This is a genomic window from Nakamurella alba, assembly GCF_009707545.1.
GTDB lineage: Bacteria > Actinomycetota > Actinomycetes > Mycobacteriales > Nakamurellaceae > Nakamurella > Nakamurella alba.
The window spans coordinates 1044086-1062172 of record NZ_WLYK01000001.1; the positions used below are offsets into that span (position 1 = coordinate 1044086).

The 18087-nt window shown below is 71.9% G+C and carries 16 protein-coding genes; 9 read left to right on the forward strand and 7 right to left on the reverse strand.

Annotated features, from left to right (window positions below; translation table 11 throughout):
* Nucleotide 1: 1 nt before the first annotated feature.
* Nucleotides 2-1000, reverse strand: coding sequence for an inositol 2-dehydrogenase (gene iolG / locus GIS00_RS04605; RefSeq protein WP_322097498.1), 999 nt, complete (start codon nt 998-1000; stop codon nt 2-4).
* Nucleotides 1001-1152: 152 nt separating this feature from the next.
* Between iolG and GIS00_RS04610 the strand changes: the two genes are divergently transcribed.
* A complete protein-coding gene (locus tag GIS00_RS04610; RefSeq protein WP_322097499.1) occupies nt 1153-2178 on the forward strand; it encodes a LacI family DNA-binding transcriptional regulator in 1026 nt (341 codons plus the stop codon).
* A 19-nt stretch (nt 2179-2197) separates the two neighbouring features.
* On the opposite strand, the gene GIS00_RS04615 is transcribed toward GIS00_RS04610, so the two are convergent.
* Nucleotides 2198-3490 (reverse strand): sensor histidine kinase, encoded by a 1293-nt coding sequence (locus GIS00_RS04615; protein WP_322097500.1) that lies wholly within the window; start codon nt 3488-3490, stop codon nt 2198-2200.
* Complete coding sequence (locus GIS00_RS04620; RefSeq protein ID WP_154767126.1) at nt 3487-4212, reverse strand: winged helix-turn-helix domain-containing protein; 726 nt, start codon at nt 4210-4212, stop codon at nt 3487-3489. The genes GIS00_RS04615 and GIS00_RS04620 overlap by 4 nt, the downstream gene beginning before the upstream one ends.
* A 174-nt stretch (nt 4213-4386) precedes the next feature.
* On the opposite strand from GIS00_RS04620, the gene GIS00_RS04625 reads away from it, so the two are divergent.
* Genes GIS00_RS04625 through GIS00_RS04640 form a run of 4 tightly spaced genes read left to right on the forward strand, consistent with a single transcriptional unit; the run spans nt 4387 to nt 8390 of the window.
* Entirely contained in the window at nt 4387-5484 is a 1098-nt protein-coding gene (locus tag GIS00_RS04625; protein ID WP_154767127.1) for an AAA family ATPase, read from the forward strand.
* Nucleotides 5481-6467 (forward strand): DUF58 domain-containing protein, encoded by a 987-nt coding sequence (locus tag GIS00_RS04630; protein ID WP_322097501.1) that lies wholly within the window; start codon nt 5481-5483, stop codon nt 6465-6467. Before GIS00_RS04625 ends, GIS00_RS04630 begins: the two co-directional genes overlap by 4 nt.
* Nucleotides 6464-7411, forward strand: coding sequence for a VWA domain-containing protein (locus tag GIS00_RS04635; protein WP_154767128.1), 948 nt, complete (start codon nt 6464-6466; stop codon nt 7409-7411). Before GIS00_RS04630 ends, GIS00_RS04635 begins: the two co-directional genes overlap by 4 nt.
* Nucleotides 7412-7442: 31 nt before the next feature.
* Complete coding sequence (locus tag GIS00_RS04640; protein WP_154767129.1) at nt 7443-8390, forward strand: S1C family serine protease; 948 nt, start codon at nt 7443-7445, stop codon at nt 8388-8390.
* 81 nt (nt 8391-8471) lie between these two features.
* On the opposite strand, the gene GIS00_RS04645 is transcribed toward GIS00_RS04640, so the two are convergent.
* The 4 genes from GIS00_RS04645 to GIS00_RS04660 form a co-directional block, all read right to left on the reverse strand.
* Nucleotides 8472-9470: a sugar-binding transcriptional regulator gene (locus GIS00_RS04645; protein ID WP_230312783.1), complete on the reverse strand. Its 999-nt coding sequence runs from the start codon at nt 9468-9470 to the stop codon at nt 8472-8474.
* 126 nt (nt 9471-9596) lie between these two features.
* Nucleotides 9597-11090: an FGGY-family carbohydrate kinase gene (locus GIS00_RS04650; protein WP_154767130.1), complete on the reverse strand. Its 1494-nt coding sequence runs from the start codon at nt 11088-11090 to the stop codon at nt 9597-9599.
* A 2-nt stretch (nt 11091-11092) separates the two neighbouring features.
* Nucleotides 11093-12040, reverse strand: coding sequence for a transketolase family protein (locus tag GIS00_RS04655; protein WP_322097502.1), 948 nt, complete (start codon nt 12038-12040; stop codon nt 11093-11095).
* Nucleotides 12037-12924, reverse strand: coding sequence for a transketolase (locus GIS00_RS04660; RefSeq protein WP_154767132.1), 888 nt, complete (start codon nt 12922-12924; stop codon nt 12037-12039). The genes GIS00_RS04655 and GIS00_RS04660 overlap by 4 nt, the downstream gene beginning before the upstream one ends.
* A 404-nt stretch (nt 12925-13328) precedes the next feature.
* Here GIS00_RS04660 and GIS00_RS04665 point away from each other — a divergent pair, with 404 nt between their 5' ends.
* From GIS00_RS04665 to GIS00_RS04680, 4 genes are all read left to right on the forward strand, one after another.
* A complete protein-coding gene (locus GIS00_RS04665) occupies nt 13329-13952 on the forward strand; it encodes a DUF2291 family protein (RefSeq protein WP_196073112.1) in 624 nt (207 codons plus the stop codon).
* The gene (locus tag GIS00_RS04670; RefSeq protein ID WP_154767134.1) at nt 13952-15538 is read left to right on the forward strand and encodes a sugar ABC transporter ATP-binding protein; all 1587 of its coding nucleotides are present in this window, start codon (nt 13952-13954) and stop codon (nt 15536-15538) included. The genes GIS00_RS04665 and GIS00_RS04670 overlap by 1 nt, the downstream gene beginning before the upstream one ends.
* Nucleotides 15535-16629: an ABC transporter permease gene (locus GIS00_RS04675; protein WP_154767135.1), complete on the forward strand. Its 1095-nt coding sequence runs from the start codon at nt 15535-15537 to the stop codon at nt 16627-16629. Before GIS00_RS04670 ends, GIS00_RS04675 begins: the two co-directional genes overlap by 4 nt.
* Before the next feature lie 113 nt (nt 16630-16742).
* Nucleotides 16743-17867, forward strand: a complete 1125-nt coding sequence (locus tag GIS00_RS04680) for a D-ribose ABC transporter substrate-binding protein (protein WP_230312785.1) — start codon at nt 16743-16745, stop codon at nt 17865-17867.
* Nucleotides 17868-18087 lie beyond the last annotated feature (220 nt).

The window sequence follows — 18087 nt, forward strand, 5'->3', positions numbered from 1 at the left end:
CTCAGGCCCCGGCCACGCGGACAGTGGCGCCGGTGCGCAGGCTCTCCACCCCGGCATCGGCCAGCGCCAGCGCGGCGCGGCCGTCGTCGAACCCGGGGCTGAACGGCGTGCCGTTCTCGATACCGGTGACGAAGTGGTCCATCTCGGCGCGGTAGGCCGGGGTGTACCGATCGAGGAAGAAGTTCAGGTACGGCGCGGCCACCTCGGTGGCATCGGCGCCGGAGAAGCGGGTGCTGGTCGGCAGTTGGTTGGCGGCGGTCAGCATGCCCAGCTCACCGAACGCCTCGATCCGCTGGTCGTACCCGAAGGAGCAGCGCCGGCTGTTGGTGATGGTGCAGAGCACCCCGGCCGAGTTCCGCAGGACCACGACGGCACCGTCGATGTCGCCGGCCTCGGCGATCTCCGGCGACACCAGGTTCGAGCCGGCCGCGGTCACCTCGACGACGTCGCCCAGGAAGAACCGGGCCATGTCGAAGTCGTGGATCGTCATGTCCCGGAGAAGACCGCCCGAGGTGCGGACGTAGGCGGCCGGCGGCGGGGCCGGATCGCGGCTGATGATGATCAGCTGCTCCAGCGCCCCGATCCGGCCGGCGCCGACCTGCGCGTGGATGTCGGCGAAGGTCGGGTCGAAGCGCCGGTTGAAGCCGACCATCACTCGGTCCGCGAGATCACCGATGACGGAGCGGCACTCGTCCACCTTCGCCAGGTCGAGGTCGATCGGCTTCTCGCACAGCACGGCCTTGCCGGCGCGGACCGCGCGGGTCAGGAAGTCGACGTGGGTCGGGGTGGGGGAGCCCACCACCACCCCGTCGATCGCCGGGTCGAGCAGGATCTGGTCGGCGTCGGTGACCCACTCGGTGCCGAACTTCTCACCGACCTCCTTCGCCGCCGCCTCGATCGGGTCGAAGACCTTCACCAGGTCGGCCCGCGGATGAACGGTGATCGAGTCGGCGTGCACCCGACCGATACGACCGCAGCCGATGACACCCAGAGCTACCACGAGCCGCTCCCTTGCAGCGAGAACCAGGTCGACGGTCGTACCGACGAGCCTGGAACGTTCCAGGCGGGCTCAGTATGGGACCACCCCCGGTGCGCGTCAACCGGTGTCGCTGGAACGTTCCATTCGGCGGCGGTTCGTGTCACCATCACAGCGTGACGTCCACCGCGGGACCGGGGCGCCGGGTCACCATCATCGACGTGGCGCGGCGGGCCGGCGTGTCCAAGTCACTGGCGTCCCTGGTGATCCGGAACGCTCCCGGGGCGAGCGCGGCCTCCCGGGAAGCGGTCCTGCTGGCTGTCGCCGAGCTGGGCTACCAGCCCGATCTTGCCGCCAAGGCGCTGCGCGAACAGCGGTCACGCCTGCTCGGCGTCGTGCTCGATCCCGGCGACCCGTTCCACGCCGACCTGCTGGAGGCGATCCACCCGGCGGCGGAGGAACGCGGCTTCGACGTGGTGCTCGGCGCCCGGCTGCCCGGACGCGGCGAGAAGCGTGCGGTGGACAGTCTGCTGCGGTCCCGGTGCGAGGGGCTGATCCTGCTCGGCAGCGAGAGCAGCGCGACCGCCCTGCGGCAGCTGGCGGAGCGGGTGCCGGTCACCCTGATCTCCCGGTCCGGTCGTGGGACCGGGACCGGGGCGGTGCTGGGCGCCGACGAGAAGGGCGCGGCACTGGCCACCGACCACCTGCTGGGGCTCGGGCACCGCCGGATCCGGTTCGTCGACGGGGGACGCCGGCCGGGCGCGGTCCCGCGCCGGCGCGGCTACCTGGCCGCGATGCGCCGGGCCGGGGCGGAACCGGACGTGGTGCCCGGCGACCACACCGAGGAGTCCGGGATCCGCGCCGCGCAGCAGCTGCTGGGTGAGCTGCGGGACGGCGACGCCCACCCGGTCACCGCGGTGTTCGGCGGCAACGACCGCTGCGCCACGGGCGTTCTCGACACCCTGCTCCGGGCGGGAGTCGATGTTCCGCAGCGGGTCTCGGTGGTCGGCTACGACGACTCCCGGCTGGCCCGGATGGCGCACGTCGATCTGACCACGGTGGCCCAGGATGCGCCGGAGCTGGCCCGGCGGGCCGTCGGATCGCTGGTCGGCCGGGTGGAGGACGGCACACCGCCGGGCCCGGACGTGCTGCTCGAACCGGCGCTGGTCGTCCGCGGGACCACCGGCCCGCCGCCGGGGTAGGAGTTCCCGGCCAGGGCCGTCAGGCCAGCGGGTCGGTGTCCGGCGGCAGGGTGTCGCGGTCGGTGCTGCGCCGTACGGCACGGTCCGGCAGCCAGATCACGAAGGTCGCGCCCGCGCCCGGCGAGCTGTGCACGGCGAGTGTGCCGCCGTGCGCCTCCACCACCTGCCGGGCGATGGCCAGGCCGATCCCGGTGCCGCCGTTGCCGTTCCGCTCCCGCGCAGGCTGCCCGTTCTGCTCGGCGGGGGCGCTGAAGTAACGGTCGAAGACCCGGCCGCGCCGGTCCTCGGGAATGCCCGGACCGCTGTCCCGCACCGCGACGAACGCCCAGCCGCGGACGGAACCGGTCACGATGTCCAGGCTCCCGCCGTCCGGGGTGAAGCGGATGGCATTGGCCAGCAGGTTGCGGATCGCCCGGACCAGCGTGCTGCGGTCGCCGTAGACCACCGGGCCGTCGGCCAGTCGCCGGTGCAGCACCAGGCCGCGGTCCTGCAGCATCGGGCCGTACTCGTCGGCGACGGTCCCGGCCAGCGACGGCAGCGCAAGGTCGGTCTCGTCGAACGCGCCGGACCTCCGTCGGGCGGTGGCCAGCAGATCCTCGATCAGCACGGCCATCTCGTCCGCCGCCCGGGACACCACGGTGGTCGCCCGGCGCCGGTCGGCGGGGGAGGCCCCCTCGTCGGAGAGCACCGCGTCGACGTTCGTGCGGATCACCGCGACCGGGTTGCGCAGCTCGTGCGACACGTCGTCGAGCAGGGCGCGCTGGGCGTCGAACGCCCCCTCGAGCCGGTCCAGCATCTCGTCGATCGTCCGGGCCAGCGTGGTCAGCTCGTCCTCCGGGCGGTGCGGCCGGTCCGGCGGGCCACCGCTGCCGATCCGTCGGGACAGGTCGGTGGCGGTGATCTCCCGGGTGGTGGTGGTGATCGCGCCGAGCGGGCGGAGCACCCGGCCGGACACCCACCAGCCGACCAGCAGGCTGAACAGGAACAGCCCGCCGAGCGAGATCGACGTCCAGACCCGGAGCGACTGCAGGGTGCGCTCGTTCACCGCCCGCTGCACGATGTCCAGGTCGGCGGCGCTGACCAGGCTGCCGTTGGCGGCGGAGGCGCCGTCGAGGAACTTCACCCAGCCGTCGTCGGAGACCTTGAACTTCTGCAGCGCGACCGAGTCCAGCGGTTCGGCCTCCAGCCCGGCGGCGAGCCCCAGGTACACGACGATCAGCACCACTGCAGCGATGCCGAACACCAGCCCGGAGTAGGTGAACGCCAGCCGGGCCCGGACCGTGCGGGTCCAGGCCGGGAGCGCCGGCCTCACGGCGCCGGGACCGGGGCGATCGGCCGGACCGGGGCGCCGTCCCGGAGCCGGTAGCCGCGGCCGACCACCGTTTCCAGCAGCTGCGGCTCGTCGTCGACGGAGAGTTTGCGGCGCAGCGTGCCCACGGTGACCCGGACGGTCTGGGTGAACGGGTCGGCGTTCTCGTCCCACACGTGCCGCAGCAACTCCTCCGCGGACACCACGTGACCGGGCAGCGTCAGCAGGTAGCGCAGCACCGCGAACTCCTTGAGCGTGAGCTGCAGTTCGCGGTCGCCGCGGTGCACCAGCTGGCGGGCGGTGTCCATGGTGATGTCGCCGACCGCCACGACCGACGACGCCGCCCGGACCTCGCGCCGCAGCAACGCCCGGATCCGCGCGGTCAGCTCGGCGAGGGCGAACGGCTTGACCAGGTAGTCGTCGGCACCGGAGTCCAGGCCGAGCACCCGGTCGCGGAGCGCCGAGCGGGCGGTCAGCACCAGGATCCGCACCCCCGGCCCGGACCGGGCGGTGATCCGGCCGGTGCGCACGGCGTCGGCCAGGTCGAAGCCGTCCCCGTCCGGCAGGTTGGCGTCCAGCAGCAGCAGGTCGTACTCGACCAGCTGCACCTTCTCGGCGGCGGCGCGGTGGGTACCGGCGACGTCCACCGCGTACCCCTCGCGGGCCAGCCCCACCTGCAGGGCCGAGGCCAGGCCCTCCTCGTCCTCCACCACCAGTAGCCGCATGACACGACGGTAGGGGAACCACGGCGCCGGAGGCAGGCCCTGGCGCGTCCCCTTTCGCCCGCCTTTCGGTCCGGCTTCCGGTGGTTTTCGCCGTCCATCGGTCCACTGGCCGCATCGCCCCACGGCGACCGCACGCATCACGAGACCGATCCCCAGGACGAGAGGACCCACCCGATGAGCCTGCCGATCCCACCGCACGACGCCCACCCCGCCGGCACTCCGGCCACCGCTCCCGGCCAGCACGCCTCCCGTGCCGACTCCCAGCATCTCCAGGTCTCACCGTCCGCTGTGCTGGAGCGGGTGCTCTTCGAGGTCAAGCGGGTGGTGGTGGGGCAGGACCTGATGGTCGAGCGGATGCTGGTGGCCCTGGTCGCCCGCGGCCACCTGCTGCTCGAGGGCGTGCCGGGCGTGGCCAAGACGCTCGCCGTGCGCACCCTCGCCGCCGCCACCGGCGGCACCTTCCACCGGCTGCAGTTCACCCCGGACCTGATGCCGGGCGACATCGTCGGCACCCGGGTGTGGCGGCCGTCGACCGAGTCCTTCGACGTCGAGCTCGGGCCGGTGTTCGCCCACCTGGTGTTGGCCGACGAGATCAACCGGGCGCCGGCGAAGGTGCAGTCCGCGCTGCTGGAGGCGATGGCCGAACGGCAGGTCAGCATCGGTGGCCGCACCTACCGGCTGCCCGACCCGTTCCTGGTGCTGGCCACCCAGAACCCGGTCGAGTCCGAGGGCGTGCACGTGCTGCCGGAGGCGCAGCGCGACCGGTTCCTGATGAAGGTCGACGTCGGCTACCCCTCCGACCTGGAGGAGATGACGATCCTGCAGCGGATGAGCGTCGACCCGCCGGCTGCCGGCGCGGTGCTGGATGCCGCCGGGATCGTGGCCCTGCAGCAGGCCGCGGACCGGGTGTTCGTGCACCACGCGGTGGCCCGGTTCGCCGTCGACCTGGTGATGGCCACGCGCGAGCCGGAGCGGTTCGACCTGTTCGGCTGGCGCGAGGTCGTCGAGTACGGCGTCTCGCCGCGGGCCACGCTCGGCCTGGTCGCCGCAGCCCGCGGACTGGCCCTGCTGCGCGGCCGCGACTACGTGCTGCCGATCGACGTCGCCGACGTGGCCGGGGACGTGCTGTGCCACCGGCTGGTGCTGACCTTCGACGCCACCGCCGACGGCATCGGCCCGCGGGAGGTCGTGGACCGGCTGCTGCTCGCGGTGCCCCGGCCGCGGGTGGCGCCGCACGAGGACACCGCCGACGGCGTCCCGGGAGCGGCGTGAGAACCCCACGGCGCCCGGACGCGCCGCCGGCAGCGACACCGGCTCCGGCCGCCGGCGCCCGCCCGGGCGCGCTGGCCGGGCTGGACCTGCGGGTCCGCCGGCTGGTCCGCGGCCGCGGCACCGGGCTGCAGACCGGGTCGACGCTCGGCCCCGGTTCGGACCCGGAGGAGGTGGCGCGGTACCGGCCCGGAGAGGACGACGTCCGCCGCATCGACTGGAACGTCACCGCCCGCAGCGGCGACACCCACGTCTGGCGCACCCGGGCCGATCACGAGCTGGAGACCTGGGTGCTGCTCGACACCTCCGCCAGCATGTCCTTCGGCACCGTCGAGATCGACAAGGCCGAGTTGGCCACCGGTGTCGGTGCGGCTGTCGGGCTGCTCACCGACCAGCCGGGCAATCTGACCGGGGTGGCCCGGTTCACCGGGGCGGACCTCCGGTGGGGGCGGCCGCGCACCAGCAGAACCGCTGCGGCGCAGCTGCTGTCGGGCCGGCCGGAGCGCGGCCGGCAGCGCGCGGAGCCGGCTGCGGACCTGGCGGCCGCGATCCGGCTGCTCGACCGGCGGCGCCGCGCGCCCGGGCTGCGCGTGGTGGTGTCGGACTTCCTGCCGCCGGACGGCCGCACCGAGCGCCCGTTCGACTGGGAGTCACCGCTGCGCCGGCTGGCCGCCCGGCACGACGTGCTGGTGGCGGAGGTGCTGGACCCGCGTGAGCTGACCCTGCCCGACGTCGGTGCGCTGGTGCTGCAGGACCCGGAATCCGGTGCCCGGCAGGAGTTCTGGACCTCATCCCGGCGACTCCGGGAGGACTACGCCCGGCTGGCGGCCGCGCACCGCAAAGCCATCGCGGCTGCGGTGCGCGGGTCCGGCTCGGCCCACGTCGTCCTGCACACCGACCGCGACTGGGTCCGCGACCTGGCCCGGCACGTCACCCGGCGCGGTCGGTCCGCGCCCACCGTCCCCACCCCGAGGAGACCCACATGACCTTCACCTCGCCCTGGTGGCTGCTGCTGCTGGTGCCGGTGCTGCTGCTGGTCGTCGCGTACCTGGTCCGGCTCCGCCGGCGCAGCCGGTACGCGGTGCGTTTCGCGGCGCTGCCCATGCTTGAACGGCTGGTCCCGAAGCAGCCAGGATGGCGCCGGCACGTGCCGGCCGCGGCCCTGGTCGCCGCCTTCACCGTGCTCGGCCTGGCCGCCGCCGGTCCGCAGGTCTCCGCCCAGGTCCCGCGCGAACAGGCCACGGTGATCGTGGCCGTCGACGTGTCCCCGTCCATGGGGGCCACCGACGTGCAGCCGAACCGGCTGGAGGCGGCCACCACCGCGGCCGCCGCCTTCATCCGGTCGCTGCCGGAGGAGTTCAACGTCGGGGTGATCGCGTTCTCCGGCACCGCGACGGTGATCGCCGCACCGACCACCGACCACGAGAGCGCAGCGCTGTCACTGGGTTCGGTCCGGCTGTCGAACTCCACCGCGATCGGCGAGGCCGTTTTCACCGCACTCGACCAGGTGGCGGTGCACGCCCGGCTGGCCGGCCAGGAGTCGGTACCCGCCCGCATCGTGCTGCTGTCGGACGGCAGCAACACCAGCGGCCGGACCACCGGTGCGGCGGCGATCGCCGCGACGGAGGCGGGAGTTCCGGTGTCCACCATTGCCTACGGCACCGACGAGGGCGAGATCACCACCCAGGGATCACGTGTCGGTACGCCGGTGGACCGGGCGACCCTGGCCGCGCTCGCCGAGTCCAGCGGCGGCATCCCGTACACCGCGGAGAGCAGCGACCAACTGTCCCAGGTGTACGCGGACATCGGCAGTTCCATCGGCTACCGCACCGAACAGGTCGATCTGACCCGCTACGCCGTCGCCGTCGCGCTGGGCACCGGACTGTTGGCCGCAGCCTTCTCCATGCGCTGGTTCGCGCGGATGCCGTGAGACACCACGGCAACGAACAGGAGGAACGAGGATGACCGCATCGTGGAACGGGCTCGGCAGCCCGGCCGGCCCGCGCTTCACCGACACACCCCCGCCCGCCGGTGGGAACGCGAGCGGATGGCCCCGGACGCCCGCGCCGTCCCCACCGCCACCGGTCCGCACACTCTTCGCCACGACCGGGCCGCCGCCGGGATCCGACGGGCCTGTGCCGCAGCGTGTCCCGGAGCCCCCGCGGCGACGGGGTGCGCGGCTGCCGGCGGTCCTGCTGGTCGCGGTGCTGGCCGGCGGCCTCGGCGGCGCCGGCGTGGCCACCTACCTGCAGCAGGACGATCCGGCCCCGCTGGTGGCCGCAGCGACCGGTGCACCGTCGGCGCCGGCCCCGTCCGGTGGTTCCGTGGTCGCCGGCCAGGAGGCCACCGAGACCGCCGCGGCCCGGGTGCTGCCCAGCGTGGTGGAGGTGCGGACCGGCAGCGGCAGCGGGTCCGGCTTCGTCCTGGACGCCGCCGGGCACGTGGTCACCAACCACCACGTGATCGACGGCGCCGGGTCGGTGAGCCTGCGGCTGCCGGACGGCAGCCGGGTGGCGGCGGAGATCGTCGGGTCCGACCCGGAGACCGACATCGCCGTGCTGCGCGCCGATCCTGCCGGGCTGCGGCCGGTGGAGCTGGGGTCGTCCGTGAGCCTGCGGATCGGCCAGTCGGTGCTCGCGATCGGATCGCCGCTGGGGCTGTCCGGCACCGTCACCGCCGGGATCATCAGCGCCACCGACCGGGGATCCGGCGGCGGGTTGGTGCAGACCGACGCCTCCATCAACCCCGGGAACTCCGGCGGCCCGTTGGTCGACCTGGACGGCCGGGTGATCGGGGTCAACACCTCGATCGCCACCCTGTCCCGCGGCGGCGGCAACATCGGGATCGGCTTCGCCGTGCCGATCGACGGTGCCGTCACCACCGCCCGGGACATCATCGCCGGCGGCTGACCGGCGAACGAGACGTGGTGCCGGGATCCGTGCCTCGATCACGGATCCCGGCATCACCCGAGCCCGCGAGGAACCCGGATCTCAGTCGTCGGCGAGGCGCCGGGCCATCTCCAGATCGGTGATCAGCACGTTGATCCAGCCGCCGGCCAGGGCGGCGCGGATGGCGGAGAACTTCCGGCTGCCGCCGGCCACGCCGACCCGGCGCGGGATGCGCATGAGCTCGGTGGGGGTGATGCCGACGAGCCGCTGGTCCAGGTTCGAGGCCACCGGCCGCCCGTCGGCATCGAAGTAGCGGAAGCACACGTCGCCGACGGCGCCGAGCGAACGGAGCTCCTCCTGCTCGCCCTCGGCCAGCGCGTTGCCGCTGCGCCGGAGCAGGGGAGAGGGCTCGAGACTGCCGATGCCGACCAGGGCCACGTCGATCTGGCTCCAGAGCGCCGCGACCTCGCGCACCGACGGGTCGCTCATCAGGGCCTTGCGGATGGTGGTGGAGCCGACCAGGCCCGGCGCGGACAGGAACACCGGGCTGGCCCCGGTGAGGTCGGCGAGCCGGCCGGTGAGCCGGGTGGCCTGCATCTGCACGGCGGGATCCCCGAGCCCGCCGACGATCTGGACCACCTGCTCGGCGACGGTGATGTTCTTGGGCCGCATCATGTCCACGGCGGCGATCAGCGTCTCGCTCCACGAGGACACGCCGATCACGTGGCCACCGGTGAGGGTCACGTCCAGGTACTCGGCGGTGGCCGAGCCGAGCGCGAGCAGGACGTCCTCCCCGGCGCCCTCGGTGTCCACCACCACCACGTCGCGCATGCCGTAGCGCTCCTGGATGCGGTCCTCGAGGTCGGTGTGGGTGCCCGGTGGCATGGTGACGACGGTGCGCACGATGCCGACCTCGGTGGCCTGGCGCAACAGCCTCGACACCCGGGGCTGGGACAGGCTCAGCTCGGCCGCGATCTGCGGCTGCCGGATCCCGCGCTCGTAGTACATCCGGGCCACCTTGCCCAGCAGTCGGAGCTGGTCCCGCTCCGGTTCCCGGCCCGCCCTCGGACGCGACGTCGGTGTCCCCGCCATCGATCTCATCCGCTCCTGTCGCCACGCCGCGTCCTGCCCGGTCCGGATCCGGTCGCGTGCCACGGTCCGCGCCCCTTTTCTACCCGATGCTGACTATCTATTCAACTCGGCACGATCCAACCGGGCATCGCCGGGTCAGCGGACGACGGCCGGCGCCGGCAGCAGCCGGGCGCGGGCGACGGCGTCCCGCCAGCCGGTCAGCAGGCGTTCCCGCTGCCCGGCGTCGGAGGTGGGGGTGAAGGTGGTGCGGTCGCGCGGCATCGCCTCGATGTCGGCCTGCGTCCACAGTCCGGTGCGGAGGCCCGCCAGGTGGGCGGCGCCGAGCGGGGAGAGGTCGGTGTCCGCGGCCTGCTGCACCAACCGTCCGCTGATGTCGGCCTGCAGCTGCATGAGGTCCGGGTTGGACGACGCACCGCCGTCGGCGTGCAGGGTGTGCACGTCGGCGACCGTGCCGGCGAACGCCGCGACGACGTCCTCGATCTGGTAGGCGATCGACTCCAGGGCGGCGCGGGCCAGCTGCGGCAGCCCGCTGCCCATGGTGAGACCGCTGATGATGCCGACGGCCTCGCGGTCCCAGTACGGGGCGCCGAGACCGTTGAAGGCGGGCACGATGTGCACGCCGTCGGCAGCCGTGGTCCGGGCCAGATCGGCGAGGTCGGCCGGGGTGGTGCCGTGGGTGCGGGCCAGCCAGGTGAGGGTCGAGCCGGAGGACCGGATGTTGCCCTCGGCGGCGTACCTGGCGCCGGTGCCGTCGTCCCAGGCGACGGTCAGGCAGAGCCCGGCACCGGCCGCCTCGGGCGAGATGCCGTCCGGGCACAGGCCCATCACCGACGAGCCGGTGCCGTAGGTGGCCTTCACGGTGCCGGGCCGCCAGCCGGCGTGTGCGAACAGCGCGGCGTGCGAGTCACCCATGACCGCGGCGACGGGAGTGCCCCCGGCGAGTGGCGGCAACCCGCGGATCGACGGGAAAGGCCCGGCGGAGGGCGCGATCTCGCCGAGCGCGCCCGCGGGCACGCCGAACAGGTCGAGCAGGTCCTGGTCCCACTGCCGGGTGCCGATGTTCATCAGCTGGGTGCGGGAGGCGTTCCCGACCTCGGTGAGGTGGCGGCCGGTGAGCCGGTGCAGCAGCCAGGCGTCGACGGTACCGAGACAGAGTTCGCCGGCCCGGCTGCGGGTGCGGTCCGGGTCGAAGGTGTCCAGCAGCCAGGCCGCCTTGGTGGCCGAGAACATCGGGTCCAGCGGCAGTCCCGACCGTTCGCGGACGGCGTCGGCGTACCCGGCGGCGGTCAGCCGGTCGCACAGTTCCGTGCCGCGCTGGTCCTGCCAGGTGACCAGGGGGCCCACCGGCTCCCCGGTGCGCCGGTCCCACAGCGCCAGTGACTCCCGTTGTGTGCTCAGCCCGACACCCACCACCCGCAACGGGTCCAGGCCCGCCAGCACCTGCGCCACCGCGGCCCGGACGCTGTCCAGGATCTCCACCGGTGACTGCTCGACCCAGCCGGGCCGGGGGAACCTGGCGGCCAGCGGCACGGATGCCGACGCCACGACGGCGCCGCCGGCCGAGACCAGCAGCGCCTTCGTGGAACTCGAACCCTGGTCGACGGCGAGCACAAGGTCGGCGGTGGGCATGATCAGGCCAGCTCCCTCGCCGCCGCAACGATGCCTGCGGTGCTGAGCCCGAAGTGGTCGAGCAGGAAGTCGGTACTGCCGGTCGGTGCGAACTCGCGGTGGATGCCCAGGATCCGCATCCGGGTGGGCGCATTCTCCGCCAGCAGCGTGGCCACCGCAGCACCGAGACCGCCGGTGGTGGTGGCCTCCTCGGCCGTGATCACCCCGCGGGTCCCGCTCGCGGCCTGCAGCACGGCGTCGGTGTCCAGCGGCTCGACGTAGGCGACGTTCAGCACCCGCAGGCCGATGCCCTCGGCCCGCAGGATCTCGGCGGCCTCCAGCGCCCGGGAGACCATGGTGCCGGTGGCGACGACGGCGAGGTCGTCACCATCGGTCAGCCGGATCGCCTTGCCCGGCACGAACTCCGTTCCTTCCGGGTGGACGGCGGGCACCGGATGTCGGCCGATCCGCAGGAAGCTGGGACCGTCGTTGGCCGCGGCCCAGCGGACGGCGGCGCGGGTCTGTGCCGGGTCGGCGGGCACCACGATGGGCAGGTCCGCGACCGCGCGCATCCAGGACAGGTCCTCGATCGAGTGGTGGGTCGGGCCGAGCTCCCCGTAGGCCATGCCCGGGCTCTGGCCGCAGAGCACCACCTTGGCCCGGCTGTAGGCGACGTCGGCCTTGATCTGCTCCAGCGCCCGCCCGGTGAGGAACGGCGAGGCCGCCGAGACGAAAGGGATCATCCCGCCGTTGGCCAGACCGGCACCGACGCCGACCAGGTCCTGCTCGGCGATCCCGACGTTGATCAGCCGGTCCGGGAACTCGTCGCGGAACCCGGTCAGGTTCGAGGATCCGACGGAGTCGTTGCAGACCGCGACGATCCGGTCATCCTCGCGGGCGAGGGCGATGAGTTCCTCGGCGAACGCCTTGCGGCAGTCGAAGGTGGGCACCTTCACGGCGGCGGTGGTCACTGGTTCAGCTCCTTCAGCGCGTCCTCGACCTGCTGCGCGGTCGGGACCTTGTGGTGCCATTCGACGCGGTCCTCGATGAAGGAGACGCCCTTGCCCTTGATCGTGTCCGCGATGACCGCGACCGGCTTGCCGGTGGTCGACCCGGAGAACGCCTGCAGCAGTTGCGTGATGTCGTGCCCGTCGACCGTGCGCACCTCGAACCCGAAGGCGGCCCACTTGTCGGCGAGCGGCTCCAGCTGCTTGGTGTCCTCGGTGCGGGCGCCCTGCTGCAGGCGGTTGCGGTCCACGACGGCGGTCAGGTTCTCAAGCGCGTAGTGGCTCGCGGTCATCGCTGCCTCCCAGTTCGAGCCCTCCTGCAGCTCACCGTCGCCCATCACCACGAAGGTACGTCGGGAGGAGCCCTGCAGCTTCGCGGCGAGGGCGTGTCCGACGGCGACCGGGAAGCCGTGGCCGAGCGGACCGGTGTTGGTCTCCACCCCCGGCACCTTGACCCGGTTCGGGTGGCCGTTGAGGGCCGACAGCGGCTGGGCGAAGGTGTTCAGCTCGGAGAGCGGGAAGAAGCCGCAATGCGCCAGCGTGGAGTACAGCGCGCCCGCACTGTGGCCCTTGGACAGGATGAAGCGGTCCCGCTCGGGTGCGGCCGGGTCCAGCGGGTCGACGGACAGCACGGCGCCGTAGAGCGTCGCCAGGATGTCGGTGACCGAGAAGTCGCCGCCGATGTGGCCGAGCTGGGCCCGGTTGATCATCCGGATGTCGCTGGTCCGGACCTTGCGGGCCAGCTCCTGCAGGGCCGGCACCAGGGATGCGGGGTCGGCGGCCGCCCGTTCCCTGCGGGCGGAGTTGTAGGCCCCGGCCGGGACCGGGTCCGCCGTCAACGTGCTCATCGGGTTCCTTCCGTCCACGCGCTCCGCCCGGGGCGGTTGTCGCCACGTCCGCGGGTGCTCGTGCTCGATCCATGTGGTCCGGGGCCGGGCCCTGGGTGCAGCGGGTGGGCCCTGAGGAGGTCGTCCGCGAACCGCCGATCCGGCGTCACCGTTGTTGAATAGCGATTCATGCTCGACTCTCTAGTCAGACAGTAATGCCGCCGGCCGGTGCTGTCAACGCGCGTCCGATCCGCGTTCGCGCGGGAATCCTGCATGCAACAAAGGGTCTCGGGTGACATCAGGAGATCGCCGGCCCGGGGTGCGGCGAACCTGGTCCCCGGGAACCTATTGACTGGGTCACACCTGCGTTGCATGATTGCCGAGTGTTCAATCAGTGTCGATTAGCTATTCACTCCCCGCGGCGGGTGGCCGCGATCCTCCTGCTCGCCCTCGTCGCGCTGACCGGATGCAGCGTGCCCGGGCTGTGGCACTACGAGGCGGAGGGTTCCGGAACCGGTGCCGGCGGTACCGGTGCGTTCGACGCCGCCGCCTATGTGGACGGGATCTGGGCGGACAAGGTGTTGCCCACCGTGTCCGAGAAGGCCGTCGACGCCGCTGTTCTGCTGCCGGCCTTGGTCGCCGACAAGGACGCGGCGGTCGAGCAGTACGGGGTGAAGTCGGCCGCGACCGGCGGCTCGCCGTCGTTCCTGGTCAAGGGCAGCGGACCGGTGACCGGCGTCGACACCGAGAACCCGAACGGCCCGATCACCGTGAAGATCGGCGATACGGAGCTGCAGGTGGTCACCGGTCCGGTCATCATCGGCACGGCACTGCGGGATGCCGTCGGCTTCATCAACTTCAGCGACTTCGTGAACCAGATCGACTACCAGAACGTCGGGACCCAGCTGAACAACAAGGTCAAGACCGAGGTGGTCCCGGCGGTGAAGGACCAGGACCTCACCGGGAAGACGCTGACCTTCGAGGGAGCCTTCACCCTGCTCTCGCCGACCTCGATCCAGGTGGTCCCGACGAAGCTGACGGTGTCCTGATGGCCTCGGTACCCCCTCTGGATGTGGTTCCCGCTGGTACCGGCGACGTCGGCGCGGAGTTCGGCGACGAGCCGATCATCCTGGCGCGCAACATCTCCAAGTCCTACGGCGGGGTGAAGGCGCTGCGGGACGTCACCTTCCGCGCCTATCGCGGCAAGGTGAACGTGCTGGTCGGTGAGAACGGAGCCGGCAAGTCGACGCTGATGAAGATCCTGTCCGGGTCGGCCGAGCCGACCAGCGGCGAGATCCTGCTGGCCGGCGAGCCGGTCACACTGCCGAGCCCGCGGGCGGCGCAGGAACTGGGCATCGGCATCATCCATCAGGAGCTGAGCCTGTTCCCGAACATGTCCATCGCGGAGAACATGTTCGCCGGCCGGGAGCCGCGCAAGGGGCGACGTTTCGTCGACTTCGGTCACGAGAAGCGCCGTGCCGCCGAGGTCCTCGCCCGGCTCGGGCAGAGCCACCTGGATCCGCGCCGGTTGGTCTCCGAGCTGCCGATCGGCCAGCAGCAGCTGGTGGAGATCGGCCGGGTGCTGCTGGAGGACGTCCGGATCCTGATCATGGACGAGCCCACCTCGGCGCTGTCCAACCACGAGGTCGACGTGCTGTTCGAGGTGATGGAGGAGCTGCGCAAGCAGGACGTCACGATCATCTACATCTCGCACAAGCTCGACGAGTTCCGCCGGATCGGCGACTACGTCACCGTCTTCCGGGACGGGGCGCTGGTCTCCACCGAGTCGATGACCCGGACCGACACCGGCTGGATCGTGCGGCAGATGGTCGGCCGGGACCCGAACAGCCTGTTCTCCCGCAGCGGGGTCACCCCGGGGGAGACCCTGCTCGAGGTGCGCGGTCTCACCTCGCCCGGCCCGGTGCGTCCGCTGGTCGACGACGTCACGTTCTCGGTCGCGGCCGGGGAGGTGGTCGGCATCTACGGTCTGATGGGCGCCGGGCGCACCGAGCTCATGGAATGCCTGATGGGCACCCGCGAGGTCAGCGCCGGCGAGGTGCTGATCAAGGGGGAGCCGGAGACCACCGGCACCGTGCAGAGCCGGCTCGACGCCGGCCTCGCCCTGGTCCCCGAGGACCGGCAGCGGGACGGCCTGGTGCAGCCGATGTCGGTGCGGGACAACGTGGTGCTGGCCGTGCTGTCCAAGCTCAAGCGCGCCGGGGTGCTGTCCCAGGGCGAGGTGCAGCGGACCGCCGAGGCCAAGGTCAAGGACCTGACGATCAAGATCCCGGGCCTGGGCGCCCAGGTGACCTCGCTGTCCGGCGGCAACCAGCAGAAGGTGGTGCTCGCCAGGGCGCTGCTCACCGAGCCGGTCGTGCTGCTGCTCGACGAGCCCACCCGCGGCATCGACATCGGCGCCAAGTCCCAGATCGCCGGCATCATGGCCGATCTCGCCCGGTCCGGGTTCGGCGTGCTCTTCATCTCGTCCGAGCTCGCCGAGGTCATCGCGATGGCCGACCGGGTGCTCGTGATGGCCAAGGGCCGGATCACCGCCCGCTTCACCGCAGAGAACGTCACCGAGGAGAAGTTGGTCGCCGCATCGGCGTCCGACCGTGTGCTGGAGGAGATCCGATGAGCGTCGATTCCGACGTCGACCGCACCACCGGCGGCGGGGACGGCCCGCCACCGGCACCGAGGAAGGCGCGGCGGTCGTTCTCCGGTGCGCAGGCGGCGCTGCTGCTGCTGCGCGGCCGCACACTGGTGGTGCTGATCCTGCTGATCGTGATCTTCGGGATCATCTCGCCCGACTACCTCAGCCAGTCGAACCTGATCACGATGACCAAACACGTGTCGGTCAACGCGATCCTGGCCATCGGTGTCACCTTCGTCATCCTCACCGGCGGCATCGACCTCTCGGTCGGTTCCATCGCCGGGTTCTCCAGCATGATCGCCGGCGGGTTGCTCTACAACGGCCTGTCCGTCGGCGGCGGCGAGATCTTCTTCTCCGCCGCCCTGGTCATCCTGATCGGCATCGTCGTCGGGGCCCTGGTCGGCGCCGTCAACGGCGGCATCATCACGAAGTTCGGGGTGGCGCCGTTCATCACCACCCTCGGCATGCTGTACGTGGCCAGAGGTTTCGCCCAACTGCGCAGCGACGGCGGCACCTTCCCGGATCTGGCCGGCACCCCGGAGCGCGGCAACCAGGGGTTCCACATCATCGGCGTGGACTCCTGGATCGGGATCCCGGTGTCGGTGTGGATCATGGTGGTCGTCGCCGCGGTGGCGATCCTGGTGACCACCCGCACGCCCTTCGGTCGCCGCGTCTTCGCGGTCGGCGGCAACGAGCGGGCCGCGGTGCTGTCCGGCATCCGCACCAACCGGGTCAAGATCGCCGTCTACGTGATCTCCGGTGCCTGCGCGGCGCTGGCCGGCCTGCTGCTCACCTCGGAACTCGGCGCCGCCTACCCGGACACGGCGACCACCTACGAGCTCAACGCGATCGCGGCGGCGGTGCTCGGCGGCACCTCGCTGGCCGGCGGCCGCGGCACCATCATCGGCACCGTCATGGGTGCGTTCGTCATCGGCTTCCTCACCGACGGCCTGGTGCTGGTCGGCGTGTCCACCTTCTGGCAGTCCGTCGTCAAGGGCGCGGTCATCATCCTTGCCGTCATCACCGAGCAGGCGCAGGTGCGCCTGCAGACCCGGCTGTCCGCCCGGACCGCCTGAGCAGCAACGCTTCCCGGAGCAGCGCTGTTCCCCGAGTTCACCGCAGTCCCTGCGCCCGGCGACCGCCGGTCGCCCCTCGCAGCACCCCACGACCGGAAAGGGTCAACGCCCACATGATCACGTCAACGACGACCACATGGCGGAAGGTCCTGTTCTCCGCCGGTGCGGTCACCCTGCTGACCATCGCCACCGCTTGCGGAAGCGACACCGGCGGCGGCTCCTCGAGCACCGCCGCTCCCACCACGGCCGCGCCGAGCACCTCGGCCAGCGCGGCGCCCAGCAGCACGGCCACCAGCGAGGCGCCGACCAGCTCCACCGAGGCGTCGACCAGCTCCGCGGAGTCCACCAGCTCGGCGACCGGTGGCGGTGAGGCCGGTGGCCTGATCGTCATCATCACCCCGTCGCCGGACAACATCTTCTTCAAGGCCGAGCAGGACGCGGCCAAGGCCGAGGCCGAGAAGCTGGGCTACGAAACCCTCGTCGTCAGCCACGACGACGACCCGACCAAGCAGAGCCAGGCGATCGACACGGCGATCTCCCGCAACGCCAAGGCGATCATCCTGGACAACGCCGGCGCCGACGCCACCGTCGCCGCCGTGCAGCGCGCCAAGGACGCCGGGATCCCGTCGTTCCTGATCGACCGCGAGATCAACAAGACCGGCGTCGCGGCCGCCCAGATCGTCTCCAACAACGCGCAGGGTGCCGCGCTCGGCGGCCAGGAGTTCGCCACCCTGATGGGCGGCGCCGGCAAGTACGCCGAGCTGCTCGGCAAGCCGACCGACACCAACGCGGGCGTCCGTTCCCAGGGCTACCACAGCATTCTCGACCAGTACACCGACATGGAGATGGTGGCCCAGCAGGCCGCCAACTGGGACCAGGCCGAGGCGCTGACCATCACCCAGACGATCCTGCAGGCCCACCCGGACATCAAGGGCATCATCGCCGGCAACGACACCATGGCGCTGGGTGCGCAGGCAGCCCTCACCGCCGCGGGCAAGACCGACGTGATCGTGGTCGGGTTCGACGGCAGCCCCGACGTCGTCGCCTCCATCCTGAAGGACGAGATCAAGGCCACCGTCCTGCAGCCGGCCAGCCTCATCTCCGAGATGGCGGTCCAGCAGGCCGACCAGTTCATCCGGACCGGCTCCACCGGCCAGCCGGAGAAGCAGTCCATCGACTGCGTCCTGGTCAACGCCGACAACGCCGCCGACGTCAAGGACTTCGCTGTCGCGTCCTGACCCGCTGCTTGAGCCGCAGTGCTTGATCCGCAGTGCTTGATCCACAGTGCTCGATCCACACTGCTTGATCCACACCGCACCGCCCGTGGCCCCGTTGCCCTGTGCAGGGGACCGGGGCCACGGCGCGTTCCGGATGCACTGCGGTCAGTCCGGGTCATTTGTCGGAATAGAAATTCTGTCGCTACGGAATCCGAATGAACAATGCGCTGTTCGATATTCA